At 30.3% G+C, this 17117-nt stretch carries 21 protein-coding genes; 11 read left to right on the plus strand and 10 right to left on the minus strand.

Features of this window, described 5'->3' with window-relative positions; translation table 11 throughout:
- Positions 1 to 3 precede the first annotated feature (3 nt).
- Entirely contained in the window at positions 4 to 792 is a 789-nt protein-coding gene (locus tag ACIJYC_RS01850) for a glutamine amidotransferase-related protein (RefSeq protein ID WP_435167165.1), read from the plus strand.
- Positions 793 to 794: 2 nt separating this feature from the next.
- On the opposite strand, the gene ACIJYC_RS01855 is transcribed toward ACIJYC_RS01850, so the two are convergent.
- On the minus strand, positions 795 to 2480 hold the full coding sequence (locus ACIJYC_RS01855) for a formate--tetrahydrofolate ligase (protein WP_435167168.1): 1686 nt from the start codon (positions 2478 to 2480) through the stop codon (positions 795 to 797).
- 127 nt (positions 2481 to 2607) lie between these two features.
- On the opposite strand from ACIJYC_RS01855, the gene ACIJYC_RS01860 reads away from it, so the two are divergent.
- The 5 genes from ACIJYC_RS01860 to ACIJYC_RS01880 are packed head-to-tail and all read left to right on the plus strand — an operon-like array spanning position 2608 to position 7715.
- Positions 2608 to 3864, plus strand: a complete 1257-nt coding sequence (locus tag ACIJYC_RS01860; RefSeq protein WP_435167170.1) for a sarcosine oxidase subunit beta family protein — start codon at positions 2608 to 2610, stop codon at positions 3862 to 3864.
- The gene (locus tag ACIJYC_RS01865) at positions 3865 to 4134 is read left to right on the plus strand and encodes a sarcosine oxidase subunit delta (RefSeq protein WP_435167173.1); all 270 of its coding nucleotides are present in this window, start codon (positions 3865 to 3867) and stop codon (positions 4132 to 4134) included.
- Entirely contained in the window at positions 4134 to 6449 is a 2316-nt protein-coding gene (locus ACIJYC_RS01870) for a 2Fe-2S iron-sulfur cluster-binding protein (protein WP_435167176.1), read from the plus strand. The genes ACIJYC_RS01865 and ACIJYC_RS01870 overlap by 1 nt, the downstream gene beginning before the upstream one ends.
- Complete coding sequence (locus ACIJYC_RS01875; protein ID WP_435167179.1) at positions 6361 to 7131, plus strand: hypothetical protein; 771 nt, start codon at positions 6361 to 6363, stop codon at positions 7129 to 7131. Before ACIJYC_RS01870 ends, ACIJYC_RS01875 begins: the two co-directional genes overlap by 89 nt.
- Positions 7128 to 7715 (plus strand): sarcosine oxidase, encoded by a 588-nt coding sequence (locus ACIJYC_RS01880; protein WP_435167182.1) that lies wholly within the window; start codon positions 7128 to 7130, stop codon positions 7713 to 7715. The genes ACIJYC_RS01875 and ACIJYC_RS01880 overlap by 4 nt, the downstream gene beginning before the upstream one ends.
- A 25-nt stretch (positions 7716 to 7740) precedes the next feature.
- Here ACIJYC_RS01880 and ACIJYC_RS01885 read toward each other — a convergent pair whose 3' ends face one another.
- Positions 7741 to 8589: a DMT family transporter gene (locus ACIJYC_RS01885; RefSeq protein WP_435167185.1), complete on the minus strand. Its 849-nt coding sequence runs from the start codon at positions 8587 to 8589 to the stop codon at positions 7741 to 7743.
- A gap of 105 nt (positions 8590 to 8694) precedes the next feature.
- On the opposite strand from ACIJYC_RS01885, the gene ACIJYC_RS01890 reads away from it, so the two are divergent.
- A complete protein-coding gene (locus ACIJYC_RS01890; RefSeq protein WP_435167187.1) occupies positions 8695 to 8991 on the plus strand; it encodes a hypothetical protein in 297 nt (98 codons plus the stop codon).
- On the opposite strand, the gene ACIJYC_RS01895 is transcribed toward ACIJYC_RS01890, so the two are convergent.
- From ACIJYC_RS01895 to purE, 7 genes are all read right to left on the minus strand, one after another.
- Entirely contained in the window at positions 8988 to 9428 is a 441-nt protein-coding gene (locus ACIJYC_RS01895; protein WP_435167190.1) for a hypothetical protein, read from the minus strand. The two genes, ACIJYC_RS01890 and ACIJYC_RS01895, sit on opposite strands and share 4 nt — an antisense overlap.
- Before the next feature lie 3 nt (positions 9429 to 9431).
- A complete protein-coding gene (locus ACIJYC_RS01900; protein WP_435167193.1) occupies positions 9432 to 10178 on the minus strand; it encodes an aspartate/glutamate racemase family protein in 747 nt (248 codons plus the stop codon).
- 19 nt (positions 10179 to 10197) lie between these two features.
- Complete coding sequence (locus ACIJYC_RS01905; RefSeq protein WP_435167196.1) at positions 10198 to 10545, minus strand: cupin domain-containing protein; 348 nt, start codon at positions 10543 to 10545, stop codon at positions 10198 to 10200.
- Positions 10546 to 10688: 143 nt separating this feature from the next.
- The gene (locus ACIJYC_RS01910; RefSeq protein ID WP_008545539.1) at positions 10689 to 10895 is read right to left on the minus strand and encodes a cold-shock protein; all 207 of its coding nucleotides are present in this window, start codon (positions 10893 to 10895) and stop codon (positions 10689 to 10691) included.
- 112 nt (positions 10896 to 11007) lie between these two features.
- The gene (locus tag ACIJYC_RS01915) at positions 11008 to 11466 is read right to left on the minus strand and encodes a GNAT family N-acetyltransferase (RefSeq protein WP_435167199.1); all 459 of its coding nucleotides are present in this window, start codon (positions 11464 to 11466) and stop codon (positions 11008 to 11010) included.
- The gene (locus tag ACIJYC_RS01920; protein ID WP_435167202.1) at positions 11467 to 12513 is read right to left on the minus strand and encodes a 5-(carboxyamino)imidazole ribonucleotide synthase; all 1047 of its coding nucleotides are present in this window, start codon (positions 12511 to 12513) and stop codon (positions 11467 to 11469) included. It lies immediately after the preceding gene.
- Positions 12514 to 12515: 2 nt separating this feature from the next.
- Positions 12516 to 13007 (minus strand): 5-(carboxyamino)imidazole ribonucleotide mutase, encoded by a 492-nt coding sequence (purE, locus tag ACIJYC_RS01925; protein ID WP_435167205.1) that lies wholly within the window; start codon positions 13005 to 13007, stop codon positions 12516 to 12518.
- Positions 13008 to 13100: 93 nt separating this feature from the next.
- Between purE and ACIJYC_RS01930 the strand changes: the two genes are divergently transcribed.
- The 4 genes from ACIJYC_RS01930 to ACIJYC_RS01945 are packed head-to-tail and all read left to right on the plus strand — an operon-like array spanning position 13101 to position 16504.
- Positions 13101 to 14066, plus strand: coding sequence for a membrane dipeptidase (locus ACIJYC_RS01930; protein WP_435167207.1), 966 nt, complete (start codon positions 13101 to 13103; stop codon positions 14064 to 14066).
- Between the two features lie 2 nt (positions 14067 to 14068).
- On the plus strand, positions 14069 to 15730 hold the full coding sequence (locus tag ACIJYC_RS01935; RefSeq protein ID WP_435167210.1) for a hypothetical protein: 1662 nt from the start codon (positions 14069 to 14071) through the stop codon (positions 15728 to 15730).
- Between the two features lie 2 nt (positions 15731 to 15732).
- Positions 15733 to 16344, plus strand: coding sequence for a DUF3726 domain-containing protein (locus ACIJYC_RS01940; protein WP_435167213.1), 612 nt, complete (start codon positions 15733 to 15735; stop codon positions 16342 to 16344).
- Positions 16337 to 16504: a hypothetical protein gene (locus ACIJYC_RS01945; protein ID WP_435167216.1), complete on the plus strand. Its 168-nt coding sequence runs from the start codon at positions 16337 to 16339 to the stop codon at positions 16502 to 16504. Before ACIJYC_RS01940 ends, ACIJYC_RS01945 begins: the two co-directional genes overlap by 8 nt.
- Here ACIJYC_RS01945 and ACIJYC_RS01950 read toward each other — a convergent pair.
- Entirely contained in the window at positions 16501 to 17046 is a 546-nt protein-coding gene (locus ACIJYC_RS01950) for a hypothetical protein (RefSeq protein WP_435167219.1), read from the minus strand. The genes ACIJYC_RS01945 and ACIJYC_RS01950 overlap by 4 nt on opposite strands.
- Positions 17047 to 17117: the final 71 nt, after the last annotated feature.

Raw genomic sequence — 17117 nt, forward strand, 5'->3', positions numbered from 1 at the left:
ATAATGGATTTAAATATTTTAATCGTTGAAGGAAATATTAAAGAAGATAGTGAATTTTTTATTAAAGCCGCTGGGGCCTCTGCAGCAGATAATTTAAAAAACTTAATTTTAAAAATAGAACCGACAATAAATATAGAAATCATTAATCCTGGTCATGATAATGAGACAGCCAATGCTATAAAAAATATGAGCAAATATAATGGTATAGTTTTTACTGGTGGGGCAATGAGACTAAATGATATGACAGATATAATTAAAAAACATATCAATTTTGCATCAAATTGTTTTAATCATAAAAATAAGATTTTAGCAATTTGTTGGGGATTACAAGTTTGTTCAACGGCAGCAGGGGGTAAAGTAAACCCTGGAAAAAATGGTGCGCATATTGGAATTGCATCAAACGTGGTTATAAATAACGAAGGTCAGAAACATTTTATCTACAAAGATAAAAAAAATATTTTTACATCACCAGCATTTAATTTTGATGAAGTAAGTGATCTACCAAAGGATGCTATTCTTTTATCAAGTGATAAAGTTAATAATGTAATGGGTGTAATCTTTAATGCGGGAAATTCTGAGGTAATCGGCTTACAATATCATCCTGATTATGAGTATTTTCAAATGCTCAATCTTATTGCTGGCCGTAAAGAAAGGTTATTCAATAATAAAGATTTTTTAAGTGAGGATGAGTATCAGAAACACATTTCATATATTAAATCTGAAAACGAATTATTAAATTTTAAAGATAGAACATGTGAAGTCAGAAATTGGCTTCATTATATAAAGAATTAACTTTAAAATAGTCCTTCAATCTCACCATCTTTATTTAACTTAATAGAGTCAGCAGCTGGAACTCTTGGAAGTCCAGGCATTGTCATAATAGCCCCACAAACAACAACTATAAATTCTGCACCAGAAGAAAGCCTTATTTCTCTAACTGGTAATGCATGACCTGTTGGTGCACCTTTAAGACTGGGATCAGTTGAAAAACTATATTGAGTTTTTGCAATACAAATTGGTAATTCACCATAACCAGCTTCTTCAAAACTTTTAAGTTGATCTCTAATTTTTGTATCAGCGATAACCTCATCTGCTCTGTAAATCTCTTTTGCAATTGTCTCTATCTTTTTAAATAAAGGTATTTTGCTCTCGTATAAAAACTTAAATTTTGCTTCATTTTTTTCACATAAATCAGCAACATGAGCCGCTAGTTCCTTTATTCCTTCACCACCGTTTGCCCAGTGAGTACAAAGACTTGCCTTAACTCCCAATCCATCACAAAATTCAATTAAAGCTTTTACTTCATTATCAGTATCTTTAATAAAATGGTTAACTGCAATAGCAACAGGTAACCCAAATTTTTTTATATTTTCAATATGTCTTTCAAGATTAATCAATCCTTTTTTTAGAGCTTCTACATTTTCATTTTTCAGATCATCTTTGGCAACCCCACCATGCATTTTTAATGCTCTAATTGTTGCAACAATTACTACACAGCTCGGTTTAAGATTTGATTTTCTACATTTTATATCAAGAAATTTTTCTGCACCAAGATCAGCACCAAACCCTGCTTCAGTCACCACATAGTCAGCAAGCTTTAGTCCTGTTTTTGTAGCAATTACAGAGTTGCATCCATGAGCAATGTTTGCAAATGGACCACCATGAATAATCGCAGGATTATTTTCTAAAGTTTGAGTTACATTAGGTCTAATAGCATCTTTTAATAATACAGTCATTGGACCTTGAGCTTTCAAATCTTTTGCATAAACAGGTTTTCTATCTCTCGTGTACGCTATTGTAATATTCCCTATTCTTTTTTCTAGATCTTCTAAATCATTCGATAAACAAAAGATCGCCATGATCTCTGATGCAACAGTTATATCAAATCCATCTTCCCGAGGAAATCCATTTGCGATACCACCTAAATTAATATTTATTTCTCTCAAAGAACGATCATTCATGTCCATTACTCTTTTCCAAACAATTCTTCTAACATCTATATCTAATTTATTTCCCCAATAGATATGATTATCAATTAAAGCTGATAGAAGATTGTGTGCAGAGGTTATTGCATGAAAGTCTCCAGTAAAATGTAAGTTAATTTGTTCCATAGGAACAACCTGGGCGTATCCACCACCTGCGGCCCCACCTTTCATTCCAAACGATGGACCAAGACTTGGTTCCCTTAAACAAACTATAGATTTTTTTCCAATTTTATTTAAGCCATCATTTAATCCGACTGATGTAGTAGTTTTACCTTCTCCTGCAGGAGTAGGAGTGATTGCTGTAACTAAGATTAATTTACCATCTGGTTTATCTTTTAAAGTGTCTAGATATTCTAAATTAATTTTTGCAATGTGTCTTCCCATAGGACTGAAAGCAGCACTTTCATCAGGTACATTTATTTTTGCTAAAATATCATTTATAGGTTGCATTTTAGCTTCCCTAGCTATTTGAATATCTGATTTAACATCGCTCATTTAAAATCCTAAAGTTATTAATTTATAATGATGACTTCTTATCCTTTTTTGCGATCTTTGGAAACTTCTAAAAAATATATATAAAAAAAATAAGAACTATTTATATTCTTTGAGATAAAAATAACTGATGCAAAAATATTCAATTTTTAATCTTATTAAAAACGCTTTTTCAGGTCATCAAAACTGGGATCTAGCCTGGAAAGATCCTACTCCAAAAAAAGAATATGATGTTGTAATCATTGGAGGTGGTGGTCATGGTTTAGCAACTGCATATTATCTAGCAAAAGAACATAACATTACCAATGTAGCCATAATCGAAAAAGGATGGATTGGTGGGGGAAATGTTGGGCGTAATACTACTATTATAAGATCAAATTACATGCACGATGATAATGCGTTATTTAGTGAGTTTGGAATGGATCTGTGGAGAAAGATGAGCCAAGATTTAAACTACAACGTAATGTTTTCTCCAAGAGGAATTATTAATCTTGCACACTCAGATGCACAAATGAATGTTTATGCAAGAAGAGGAAATTCAATGAGATTGAATGGAATTGATGCAGTTCTACTAAATAGAGAGCAAGTAAAAGAAATTATACCAATGGCAGATTTTTCTGAAAATGTAAGATTTCCAATTTTTGGTGGCCTGATGCAGCCAAGTGCAGGAACCGCAAGACATGATGCTGTAGCTTGGGGTTATGCAAGACAAGCTGATTCAATGGGAGTTGATATAATTCAAAATTGTGAAGTAACAGGGTTTGATGTTGTTGGTGGAAAAATTAATGGAGTAAGAACTTCAAGAGGTGACATTAAAGTTAAAAAAATTGGACTATGTGTTGCGGGAAGCACAAATATTTTAGCAGAAAAACTAAATATGACATTACCAGTTGAAACTCATCTTCTTCAAGCGTGTGTCTCAGAGCCAGTAAAACCAATTTTAGATAGAGTTGTTACTTTTGGAGCTGGACACTTTTATATAAGTCAATCTGACAAAGGTGAAATGGTAATGGGTGGTGATTTAGATGGATACAACAGTTATGCACAAAGAGGTAATTTACCAACTTTACAACATGTTCTTACAGAAGGAATTGCGATGATGCCATTTTTAAGTAAATTAAAAATGCTTAGAACTTGGGGTGGAATAATGGATATGTCAATGGATGGTTCGCCAATCATTGATAAAACACATATTGAAGGTTTGTATTTAAATTGTGGATGGTGTTATGGTGGATTTAAAGCAACTCCTGTATCGGGTTGGACATTTGCCCATACAATTGCGCAAGATAGAGTTCATAAATTAAATGCTGGTTATAGTTTAAATAGATTTAATACAGGCCATCTTCTTGATGAAAAGGGACTTGGTACAAAAACTTGGATTTCATAAATGCTTTTTATTAAATGTCCCCACTGTGGAATGAGATCTCAAAATGAATTTTCTTACGGTGGAGATGCAACAGTAAAAAGACCAGAGCTTGATAAAGAAATATCTGATCAAGATTGGGATAACTTTGTCTATAATAGAAAAAGTCTTAGAGGAAAACATTGGGAATTATGGCAACATTTGTCAGGTTGTAGACAATGGATAAAGGTTGAGAGAGACACAGCTACCCATGAAATTTTTAATAGCCTTAAAGCTAATGAGGAAATTTCATAATGTCACAAAGATATAGATTAGATAATATTGGTTTAATCAATAGAGACAAGAAACTCTTATTCAAATTTAATGGTGTTACTTATAATGGATATGAAGGTGACACTCTTGCTTCAGCCTTAATAGCTAACGGTGTCCATTTAGTGGGTAGAAGTTTTAAATATCACAGACCCAGAGGTTTTTTTGGAGCAGGGGTTGATGAACCGTATGCAATCGTACAATTGTATAGAAACGGTGAAACAGAACCCAATATTAAAGCGACAGAACAAGAGCTTTTTGAAGGATTGGAAGCAACAAGTGTAAACTGTTGGCCTAGTGTTAACTTTGATATTGGTGCTATAAATAATTTCTTAAAGATTTTTCTTCCAGCTGGTTTTTACTATAAGACTTTCATGTGGCCTAAAAGCTTTTGGTATAAAGTTTATGAGCCATTTATTAGAAAAGCAGCAGGACTTGGTGTTACATCTACCAAGCATGACAAAGAAAGATATGAGCATAAATATGAATATTGTGATTTATTAATTGCAGGTTCAGGACCATCTGGTTTAGCAAGTGCATATGCTGCAGCAAAAAATGGTGCAAGAGTTATTTTAGCTGAAGATAAAGCCAGACATGGGGGAACATTACTAACCAGCGATGTAAACATAGGAAATCAATCAGGTAAGGAATGGGCTGATGAAATAATCTCAGAGCTTAAAGAAATGCCTAACGTAATTGTTAAAAATAGATCTCAAGTGTTTGGTTACTATGATCACAACATGTTGGTGATGTCTGAGAGAATTAGTGATCATCTTCCAAAAACAAAAGAATTTCATCCAAAACAAAGACTTTGGTACATTAGAGCAAAAGAAGTTTTGATTTCTTCAGGTTCAATTGAAAGACCAATAGTTTTTGGTAATAACGATACACCAGGTGTAATGCTTTCATCAGCAGCAAAAGAATATCTTAAAGTCTATGGGGTATTAGTTGGAAGAAATCCATTGATATTTACAAATAATGATAGTGGTTATGAAACTGCAATTGAGTTTAAAAAGAATGGAGTTGACCCAGTCATTTTAGATACAAGAAAAGATCCACAATCTGAAATAATTGATGAAGCAAAAAATTTAGGGATAAATATTAAATTTTCTTATGTAGTGGTTGCTGCTCAAGGATATAAAAAAGTAAAATCAGCTGATATTGCCAAAATTTCAGATGATAAGGAACAGCTTGGAACAATTGAAAATATCAAATGTGACTGCATATGTGTCTCGGGTTTTTGGACACCTACTATTCATTTGGCCTCACAATCAGGAAATAAAACAAAATTTAACGAAGATATTGATGCATTTGTCCCTGGAACTTCAAAACAAAATGAAAAAACCTTAGGGGCTGCAAACGGAACTTATACATTAGATGAAACACTAAAAAGTTCTTTTGAGGCTGGTCATAAACTTTCAAAAAAAATTACAAATAATGATAATAATATTTCTTTTCCAAACGTTATTGAAAAAAAATCAACAACCCATGATAAGTTTTGGTGCGTACCGCTACCTGAAGGAAAAAATTATAAAAGATTTTTAGATTTTCAAAATGATGTTTCTGTTTCTGATGTTGAAATAGCGCTTAAAGAAGGGTATCGATCAATTGAACATGTTAAAAGGTATACAACTCTTGGAATGGCAACAGACCAAGGTAAAACAAGTAATCTAAACGGTTTACAATTAGTATCTAAAATTGAAAATAAAGTAGTACCAAATGTTGGTCACACAACTTTTAGGCCGCCATACACACCAGTTTCAATAGGTGCAATTGTTGGAAGAGAAGTTGGAAAACACTCAAAACCAACAAGAAAATCACCAATGCATTCATGGCATGTAAATAACAATGCAGTTTTTGTTGATGCAGGTGTTTGGTTAAGACCAAGATATTATAAGCAAGGAAATGAAAATTTATTTGAAGGATCAAAAAGAGAAGCAAAAAATGTAAGAACTAATGTTGGAGTTTGTGACGTAACCACATTAGGTAAAATAGACATTAAAGGACCAGATGCAGCAGAGTTACTGAATAGAGTTTATACAAATGCGTGGTTAAAGTTACCAGTTGGTAAAGCAAGATATGGTGTGATGTTGAGGGAAGATGGAATAGTTATGGACGACGGAACAACCACTAGAATTTCTGAAAATCATTATCACATGACAACTACTACTGCTCAAGCTTGGAAATGTTCTTTCACATTTAGAGTATTATTTGCAATTAGTATGGCCAGAGTTAAATGTAAATGTAGTTTCAACTACAGAACAATGGGCAGGAGCTGCAATAGCTGGACCGAAGTCTAGAGATTTGTTGCAAAAATTATTTCCAAATTCTGATGTCTCCAATGAAGGTTTGCCATTTATGGGTTATATGGAAGGAGATTTGTTTGGTGTAAAAGCAAGAATTTTTAGAATTTCGTTTTCAGGTGAGCTTGCATATGAAGTAAATGTCGAGTCTGATAATGGAAACTTTATGTGGGAAAAAATTATGGAAGTTGGTCAAGAATTTAAAATTCAACCTTATGGAACAGAAGCATTATCAACACTTAGAATTGAAATGGGACACGTTGCTGGATCCGAACTAGATGGAAGAACAATACCTTATGATAATTCTTTAGAGGGACTATTAAGTAAAAAGAAAGATTTTATCGGAAAAAGATCCTTAAATAGAAAAGCATTTACTGCTGATGACAGACAAAAAGTTGTTGGAGTTGTTCCTATAGATAAAAAAACAAGTATTCCAGAGGGTTCACACTTAGTCAAAGACTCAAATGCACCACTCCCAAATCCAAAATTAGGTTACATCTCAGCATCTTGCTGGAGTGTTGAACATGATAATCCATTTTCTTTAGCCATACTAAAAAATGGAAAAAATATGATTGGTGAAAAGTTATTTGTAATGTCACCACTTAAAAATAAAGTAATTCCAGTTGAGATAGTTTCTTCACACTATGTTGATCCAAAAGGTGAAAGGGTTAGATCGTGAGTTTAAAATCAGCTTTAGCAAATATTCATTCAGAAGGTCAATTTGGTGATTATGAAAGTAAAAATGAAAATGATGTTTTAAAAATCTCTGAGATAAAAAATTTATTAATAGTTCAAATAGTTCAGTATAAAAACTCTATAATTTCAATTGAAAGTATTGATATAGATGGTTTAAAATTAAAAGAGGAACCACTAAGTGTATCAAATAATAATGATACAAGAATTTTATGGAATGGACCAAAAAATTGGCTTTTGGTTTCAAATAAAAAAGATTTACTTACAAATATTTTACAAAATTTTAAAGAAACAGATTTTGCCATAACAGATTTGTCTCATTCAAAAGCTATAATCGAAATACAAGGTCAAGAAGTAAAAGAAGTTTTAAAGAAAGGATGTCCCTTTAATTTTAATATAGTGGAAAAAAATAAATCAATAAATTCTACTTATAATGGAATAGCACTTACAATTGATATGATAGACGACAACCCTGATAAAGTTAGATTATTTGCTTTAAGAAGTTTTGGAGAGTCTTTGTATCACTCCATTACTGATGCATCGTTAGAGTTTGGTTATAAATCTCTGTAACATTAAAATATTTTATTAAAAATCTTTAATCTCTCGTTGCAATATAAACACCAATTGAGGTGATTAAAAATCCAATTAAATCTAAATTAGTCAAATTTTCATTTAAGAATAACCACGCCATAAAAGCCGAAGTAGCTGGGATTAAAAAAAATATTGAAACAGTTTTACTGGCTGAATTATTTTTTATTAGAAACATCAATATTGTAAAAGCACCAAATGATACTAAAATTATTTGATGACTTATTGCAATTAAAAAAGTTTGTGTAAAATCAATATAAGGATCAACAAATAAAAATATTATTAATAAGTGAAACACACATCCACCTAGCGCTTGATATGTGTTACTCACGGATAGAGGTAAATTATTACTTAATTTTTTTTGCCACAAAGTAGAAAATGTAATTGCAACTAATGCTATAATTGTTGCAACTAATCCAGCTGTTGGTATTTTAGACCCAATATCAAAACCTAAAACAAGTGCTGCACCAACAAATCCCAATAAAACACCTACCCACTGTTTTATAGAAACCTTTTCATTTAAAATAGGTCCGCTTAAAGCATTTGTAAGAATTGGTTGTAGAGTTACTATTAATGCCGCAATTCCTGTCGGCATACCAATTGAAATCGAATAAAAAACACCTCCAAGATAAAAACCATGAAAAAGAACTCCACTAAAAAAAGATTCAAAAAAATTTTTTTTTCTAACAAAAATTTTTTCTTTTGAATAAAGAGAAAATAAAAAAAATCCAAAAGCTACCAGGGCAAATCTAAAAGCAAGGGCCGAAAATGGATCACTATTATCAATTATTGGTTTTGTAGTAATGAAAGCTGAGGACCATAATAAAATAAATATTAATGGAAAAATTTTTATCATTTTTGGTTTATAGTTTAAAATTAGATTTTATCTCATAAAAATACCTAAATTGAACTATTTCTAGCTTGAGTTGTATTAACAGATATGTATTAATTATTTAATTTTATGAAATTTTTAAAAATATTTTTTATAATTTTTTCTCTTATCTTTTTAAATGGCTGTCTACAAACTACTGCTATGTTAGGACCTGGAATAACTGTTGCGACTACGGGAAATGTTTTACAAGCAGGGTTTCAATATGGCGCAAATACAGTCATTGAAAATGAAACAGGTAAAAATACCCTTGAACATTTTAAGAGTGCTTTAGATAGTCAGAAGAAAAACAAAAAATTTAAAGAAAAATTTACCAATCTTGTTGAAAAAAAATTTGAACTTACAAGAAAAAAACTGAAATTAAATTAATCTAAAATATTAAGAGTTATCAAATTATTTTGCTTGGTTTCTTTGCACCACATTTCAAAGCTTTCACAAACTCTCCAAAGATGATCAAATGCTCTTTGAGATATTTCTAATGGAAAATGACTTTTAGTGTAATAAAGTTTTGGTATTTTCATCAAAAATTTAACCATAGAGTCTTTTTGGATTTCTAAAAGTCTAATAGTTTCATCGTTAATTTTCTTACCAGTAATTTTGTCTACATAATTATTAGTCTTTAGCTCTAAAAACCATTTATCGTGAAATTCTCCTGAGCTAATTAAATCATAATCTTTTGTTGTCATGAAAACTTCAAATGCTTGGATATTAGACATTTCAGGGTTTTCTTTTTTAATTTTTGTTACCTTAGAATAAATTAATTCAGCAACTCTTAAGACATAAGGTTTGTCATTATCAACTGACATAAATTATCTTTTATGTTTAGCCATTGCAGAATTTGCAAGTATTAAATTAGGATCTAAAAAAATTTTAGAGGATCTGACATTGTTAAAAGATTTATATGCAAATATTGCAATTGGAAGCTCTGTACATCCTAATATAATTTTTTTACATTTCATTTTGATCAATTCATTAATTGCAGGTTGTATTGTCTCTGCTGCAGCCTTCACATTACCCATCTTGACTAATTTTATGGCCTTATTCACTGATTTTTTTTGAAGGTTTCGGGATGGTTGAATTAAATTATAATCTTTATTAAAAATCTTATCATAAACACCAGTTTTCAATGTTCCTTCAGTGGCCAATAAGCCAATTTTTGAATTTTTCTTACAATTTTTTTTTGTAAATTTAAAAACTTCTTTTGGCATATTTATAATTGTAATATTGATTTTCTTTTGTAAATCATCAAACCAATAATGCGCCGTATTGCATGGAATAACAATAAATTTACATTTATTTTTTTCAAGTAATCTGCATCCTTGAAGTAAACTTTTTAAAACGTTTTGATATTTTTTTTTACTTGTGTTGTTAGAAGATCTATTTGATAAATTTTTAGTTTGTACCCCAATGGACTCTGGTCTACCTGGTATATTGGATTTGTTGTAAAGAATGAATAAAGGGTATTCTTGATCAATTTTTCCTCTATTTAATACTGCAAGCTTGTTGCAAAAATCCAAACCTGCTTGTGTTCCCATTCCCCCTAAGATTCCGATCATATTTTTTGAATAATTAATATTAGATTGATTTATTTATACCTCTCATAAAAACAATAAGTAGGCAACCATTTTTAGTATGAGAGTTGTGTTCTGTGCCAGGTTCAAAAGTTACAAAGTCACCTTTCTTAAATACTTTGCCATCTGCATCCTGAAGCTCGCCTTCAATTACATAAAACTCTTCATAACCTTGATGAATATGAGGCAAACTTTTAGCACCGGCATCCATTTTTAGTATGTAAGTGCCAAACCCTCCATTACTTTTATCATAACTTAATTTGTGCCAGCTCATTCCTTCGACTGGTTTGCCATAATTGTCAAATGGCTGGAAATTTAAATCGTTTATATTTTTAATGAATCTTTCACTCATATTAATAATACCTACTGTACTATTAATTAATCTATTTGAAAATTGTGTTTAAAGCTTGATTTTATTTTTTGGTATTGGCTAAAACAAATTATTTAAAACTCTAGTTTTAAAATTATTATCTCAGCCAATAGGAAGTGTGAATATTATGCAGTTTTTAAGTTAACTGCTGAAGGACCTTTAGGACCATCTTCAACATCGAAAGTCAAAGCTTGACCCTCATCTAAACCGTTCATACCAGCATCTCTTACTGCTGAAACATGTACAAACACATCTTTTTCTTTGTCTTCTCTTTCAATAAAACCAAAACCTTTGGTTGGATTGAACCATTTTACTTTTCCTTGTAGACTCATATTTATCTTCTTACTTTTCGTTATATTTATTTATTACTTATAATTAAGTAATTCTGGCTTTGTTTAGATTTATTTGGGTTTTGTCAACTAAATTGATTAGAGAATAATTACTTTATATAGACTTTGTTAGATAAACAGAATTTATATCCTTTTTATAATGAGCAAAAGGATCACATGTTTCAAAACCACACTGTTTAAATAGTTTTCTAGCAGGCTTAAAAAATTCACCCGCACCAGTTTCTATACTTAGTTTTTTGATATCTAGCTTTTTTGCTTCGCTAATTAAATGGTTAATTACATTAACTCCATTACCCATTCTTCTAAAATTGTCATGAATTCTAATTGATTTAAATTCTCCATGATCTTTTTCTAAAAATTTTAAAGCTCCACATCCCATCAACATTTCATCTTGCCACAAACTCCAAAATTTTATTGATTTGTCTTTTAATCCAGTAATATCCAATACATGAGCGCTTCCCTCAGGCGAAGCAGCTCTTAATTCAACGAAATGTTTTGTAAGCAGTTCATGAACTTCTGGATTATCAAAATTACCTTCTATTGATTTTAACATTTATATTAAAGTTGTAATATGACCCATCTTTCTTTTCTCTTTTATTTCTTTTTTTAAATAGTCAAAAAAGAATTCATTGTCGCTGAATTTAGGGAATTTTCTATAATTTGTTATTTGATCGCCAATTAAATTAACCATAGTTGCATTTGATATCTTTTTTAAAGGTATTTGTTCTAAACCACAAACTGCTCTAACATGGTTTTCGAATTGACTAACATTATATGCGTTAATTGTAAGATGACCAGAATTATGAACTCTTGGAGCAATTTCATTAACGTATAAATTGTCATTTCTATCAATAAAGAATTCTACACACAATGTTCCAACATATTTAAGTTCTTCAGCAATTGACATAGCCCAATCTTTAGATTGATCATAAATTTTTTTATCTATATCTGCAGGAATTTTTGAAAATTTTAATATTTGATCTTCGTGCTTATTTTCTATTGGCTCATAAATTTCATATTTTTGATCGTTAAATCTTGTAATGATAATTGAAATCTCTTTTTTCAATTTAACTAATTTTTCTAGAATATAACCTTTTGAATAATCAATATTTAATGAATTGAAATCTTCAACTGTATTAACTGGATGTTGGCCTTTACCATCATATCCAAGAGTAGTTGTTTTTAAAATACCAGGCAAAAGATCTTCAAGAGCTTCTATTTCAGACTTATTTTCTACTGAAGCATATCTAGTTGTTCTAATATTCAAATTATTTACAAAATCTTTTTCTGCCAATCTATGCTGGATAAGTCTGTTGACGGAAGGTTTTGGTAAAACAGGTTTTAATTTGTTAATTTCGCTTAATGTTTTAAATGGGATATTTTCAAATTCATAAGTTACATAATTCACTAAATTTACAAACTTAATAACCTTTTCTTTGTCGTTGTAATTACCTGATATAAATTCATCACAAAAATTTTGTGCAGGTGCATCAGGGTCATCACAATAAATAACAGTTTTGATATTTAGTTTCTTAGCTGAAATAGCAAGCATACTACCAAGCTGACCACCTCCAATAATACCAAGAGTTATATTAGACATTTTTATTCAGGTTTTTTTTTAACAGCTTTTGTTTGTGACAATCTAAAATTATTTAAATTTTTTTTAACAACAGGGTTGGTATTTGCAATTATAGACGCAGCTAATAAGGCTGCATTTATTGCTCCATCTTCACCTATAGCTAGTGCTCCAACAGGAATACCTTTTGGCATTTGAGCAATTGATAGCAAACTGTCTAATCCTTTAAGTTTTTTACTCTCTATTGGAACGCCTAAAACCGTCAAAGGAGTTAACGCAGCAATCATACCTGGTAAATGAGCAGATCCACCCGCCCCAGCAATAATAACACCAATATTATTTTTCTCAGCAGCAGAAGCGTATTCATACATTCTTTTAGGAGTTCTATGGGCTGATATAATTTTTGTTTCAAAAGAAACTCCAATTTTTTTTAGTGTTTTTTCAGCAAGTTGCATGGTTTTATAGTCAGATTGACTACCCATTATTATTGAAACTTTTAAAGGTTTATTTTTTTTCATGAAGAATACTAAAAGTCTTATTTCAAAATTAGCTTAAAATTTCAATAAAATTAATAGTATTTAAAAACCATTTTGATTAAAGTTACTCATAATATGAATTTTAAAATTGACAATCTACAATACTGTAATTGGTCTAGAAAAATTTTTGAATATAATAGATCTGCAGGACTAGATGCGGTCCACGTAACAATTGTTTATCACGAAGATTATCATGAACTTTTAGAAGAAATTAAGAAATGGGAAATACTTTTTTCAGAAAACTCTGACTTAATATTCCTTGGAAGAGACTATAAAGATATTGAAAAAGCAAATTCTGAAAAAAAAACAGCAATTTTTTTTGGTTTTCAAAACTGCTCACCAATTGAAGATGATATCAATTTAGTTGAAAAGGTTTATGATCTAGGGTGTAGATTCATGCAGCTTACCTATAATAACCAATCATTACTTGCAACGGGCTGTTATGAAAAAATAGATAGTGGAGTTACAAATTTTGGCCGTGAAGCAATAAAAGAAATGAATAGGGTAGGTGTAGTTGTTGACATGTCTCATTCTGCAGAAAAAAGTACATTTGATGCAATTGAATTAAGTGAAAAACCAATAGCAATCACTCATGCAAATCCTGCATTTTGGCATGCTGCAAAAAGAAATAAATCTAATGATCTTTTAAAAGCATTAAGTGAAAGTGGTGGTATGTTGGGGCTATCTTTATATCCTCATCATTTAAAAGATAACACTAATTGCACAATTGAGAGTTTTTGTGAGATGGTTGCTAGAACAGCTGAAATTATGGATTTAAAAAATATTGGTATAGGTTCAGATCTTTGTTTGGATCAACCAGATACTGTAGTTGAATGGATGAGAAATGGAACTTGGTCTAAAAGTAAAAATTATGGAGAAGGATCTAAAAATAAACCTGGTTTTCCAAAACAACCAGAATGGTTTGAAGATGCTAGAGGATTTAAAAATATTGAAAATGGCCTTAAAAAGATAGGATTTTCAGATAGTGAGACATATGGAATACTAGGAAACAACTGGTATAATTTTTATAAATCAATCTAGTTATGAAAATTGAATTAAGAGATCCAAATACAATAATGAAATTGTCAAGGTTAGGATCGTTTCATCAATCAAAATTATCGTTTTTAAGAAGTTTTTTAAGTGAATTCAAAGACTGGGATTATAAAAGAGATTTATTTAATCTTGACCAAAATGGTTATGGGGAAGCGGTATATTCATTTAAAAAAAAAGACAGAGTTTATTCGTTAGTTTGTTTTGCTAACGAAATTAAAGACGAAGAAAGGTCAGACAGAGTAATAGCTACAAAATGGGATGCGGCATTTACATTGCATGATGGTGTTCCAAGCAAAGACGATATTAAAAGATTAAAAGACGAAGTTCCCAAACAGGAAGTAGGGAGACTTACGTTTAAAGAGTTAACTCTTTCAAGAGCCAACAAATCAGTAAGAGTTTTTAACCATGTTGTAGAAAGTCTAAGTGAGGGTAAACAACCTGATGTAAACTTATTATCTAAAGTTGGTTATTTGTATAGAACCACAGCAGTTTATGGATCTGGTAAATTTGGACTTGCTGATAGATTTAGAATTAAAAATAGAGAGGAAATTAATGGTCCTTTCAGATTAGAGATGATGTTAGTTTACCTTGTAAGACAATTTACTTTTGATCAGGTAAATTATGTTGCGCATTGCAAAAACCCAAAAAAAGCAGTGAAATTAGATAAGAAAATTTGTAAAAATTTAGGTATTGGTAACTCAACAGGCCTTGGCATGGCTCCTTTTATAGTCAATCATCCAACATTGTTAAATAATTGGATCCTTAGCAGAGAAATGGCATTAAAAGAAATTAGAGAAATAAAAATTGTTGAAAATGAGGATAGTGAACTTTTTATAGATTGTGTGAAAAAATCTATAAAAAATATTACTAGCTGGAATACAGATAGTGAGTATCAACAAAAAAAAATTAACTTACTCCTCAAGAATGTTGAAAAATTTATAAATTACATTGAAAATAATTTTGATTTTAAAACTGAATATCCATTTAATGAAATATATTTGTGGTTAGAGCAAAACACTTGTGAAGAATGTATAGAATATATCGTTTCTATAATGATGGAACCCTATAACAATATTATAAACCCTTTAGTTAGCAATATGAGCTCTGATGAAGATAAGTACTTTAACATTCCAACTAATCGAACAGTGCAAGAATTAAGAGACATTATTGAAATTAAATATCCAAATATTTTAGATATTAATTTTGATCAAAAAGAAAATCATCAAAATTTCTGGTTTATTTCTAAAAATAAAGAAGAACCTAGGTTAGCGGATAGATTTGAGGAACATGGATCTGAGCTTGAGCAGCCACTTGCTGTCGCAAGAGATATAAAAAAACTTTATGAAAAATTATTGTCTGAAAAAAATAATACATCTATTGCTGAATTTTTATCCTTAAACTCAGAATTAAGACACGTTGTTAGAAGAGCCTTTATAATAGAAAAATTTCCATATTCGGAAATTCAAGATAATACAATTGGTAAAAATATTGTCCCTATTGATATGTTGAGGCTTAAATTGTCTTTTTTTGGTGCATTAAAGTTTGATCCAAGATCAGATAAATGGTTAAGAATTTGCATGTTCCAAGGCGCACCATTGCCAGATGAATTAAAAAACTACGATGAGCAATGGGTATATAAAACTAATAATTAATTATGAGATCTTTAAGTGAAATTGAAACTGCAACTAAAAGAGCAAGTAGAGCAGTTGGTTTCTCGTGGGGAAATTCTGAAGAGGTAGGAAAATCTATACGATTATTAGAGATGTTTGGATTGCAAGGAATTAAAAATTTAAATTATTATTATAAAGAGAAAGATAAAAAAAATTTCGAAGAATTAAATTTAATTAGCGAAAAAAACGAACCTTCTTCAGAAGCTTTCTGCCCAATTATACTTGGCATTAGTTTTTTGGATCAAATTAAATTGATAGAAAATTTTGAGACAATTAAATTTAAGAAAATTGCACATCCAATTATATTTTTATCATTTTTAAGCAGAGCATCAGAAATAAGTGGAAAAAAAATATATATTAAATTTGATCAAAATGAAATTTTGATGAATTTAAATGTAAATATTTCTTCAAATATTTTTAATAAAGAGTTTCCTAAATTCGCAAATGAAATTGAGATCAAATTTATTAATAACCAAGATAATTTCACAGATTCAGAGTGGAATAGCTTGTATAAATTAGCTGAAAATACTTTTGTTGAAGAAAGTGATAGTTTAAAACAAGGTGCCGCTGGGGCAGGACTCACAGATAATGACTGATAAATCAGAGCAAAAATATAATGAAGAAATTGCTAAAGAATTAAATAATATTTGTGAAGAATGTAAGAAAGAAGATGAAAGTGTTTCTCAAAATTTAATTTTGACTAGTTATAAACTGTGTTCATCCTGTAAAGTTTCTAAAACTATTTTTCCAATTTAGCTGATCTGATTTACTGGCAGCATATTCATTCTACTCATTACAAAAGAAATAGACAAGAATGCTATTATCAAAAAAGATAAAAATACTATTCCAAACGATTTTATATTAGATTTCAATCCTAATATTTGTTTGGTAGAGATAATTAATCCTGCAAAAATCCAAAATTGTGTAAGAAAAATGATTGGTATCATCATGTTGGGAGTTACTGCAAAAAATCTAAGTAAACCAGGAGCATGAGCAAATCCAACTGCAGTTAAAACTTTTTTAAAAGGAACTTTTGTTTTTTTTTCTGGAAAAAGTTTAACGCCAATTACATAAATAAAGATTGCCCAAACTAACCAAGTTATAATTGATGTAAGTCCTGACATAGCAACTGCAGTTTTAATGACTGTGTTTGCGGCTACAGCACCAGCAATTCCGTCTAAGATCATTATAAGTCCAGCAAAATAAACTGAAGCTTCTCCAAAGTTTTTATTATCTGTATAAAGAGACTTATCTAATTTAATTGATTTAAAAACTATATTTAAAAATTCACCAAACATTAATCTTTATTTTTTTTATTCTTTTGTGCTTTATATGAAACTATTAGTGGGAATATTATTAAAGCAATCGC

Source organism: Candidatus Pelagibacter bacterium nBUS_28 (assembly GCF_051200915.1).
In the GTDB taxonomy this organism is placed as follows: Bacteria; Pseudomonadota; Alphaproteobacteria; order Pelagibacterales; family Pelagibacteraceae; genus Pelagibacter.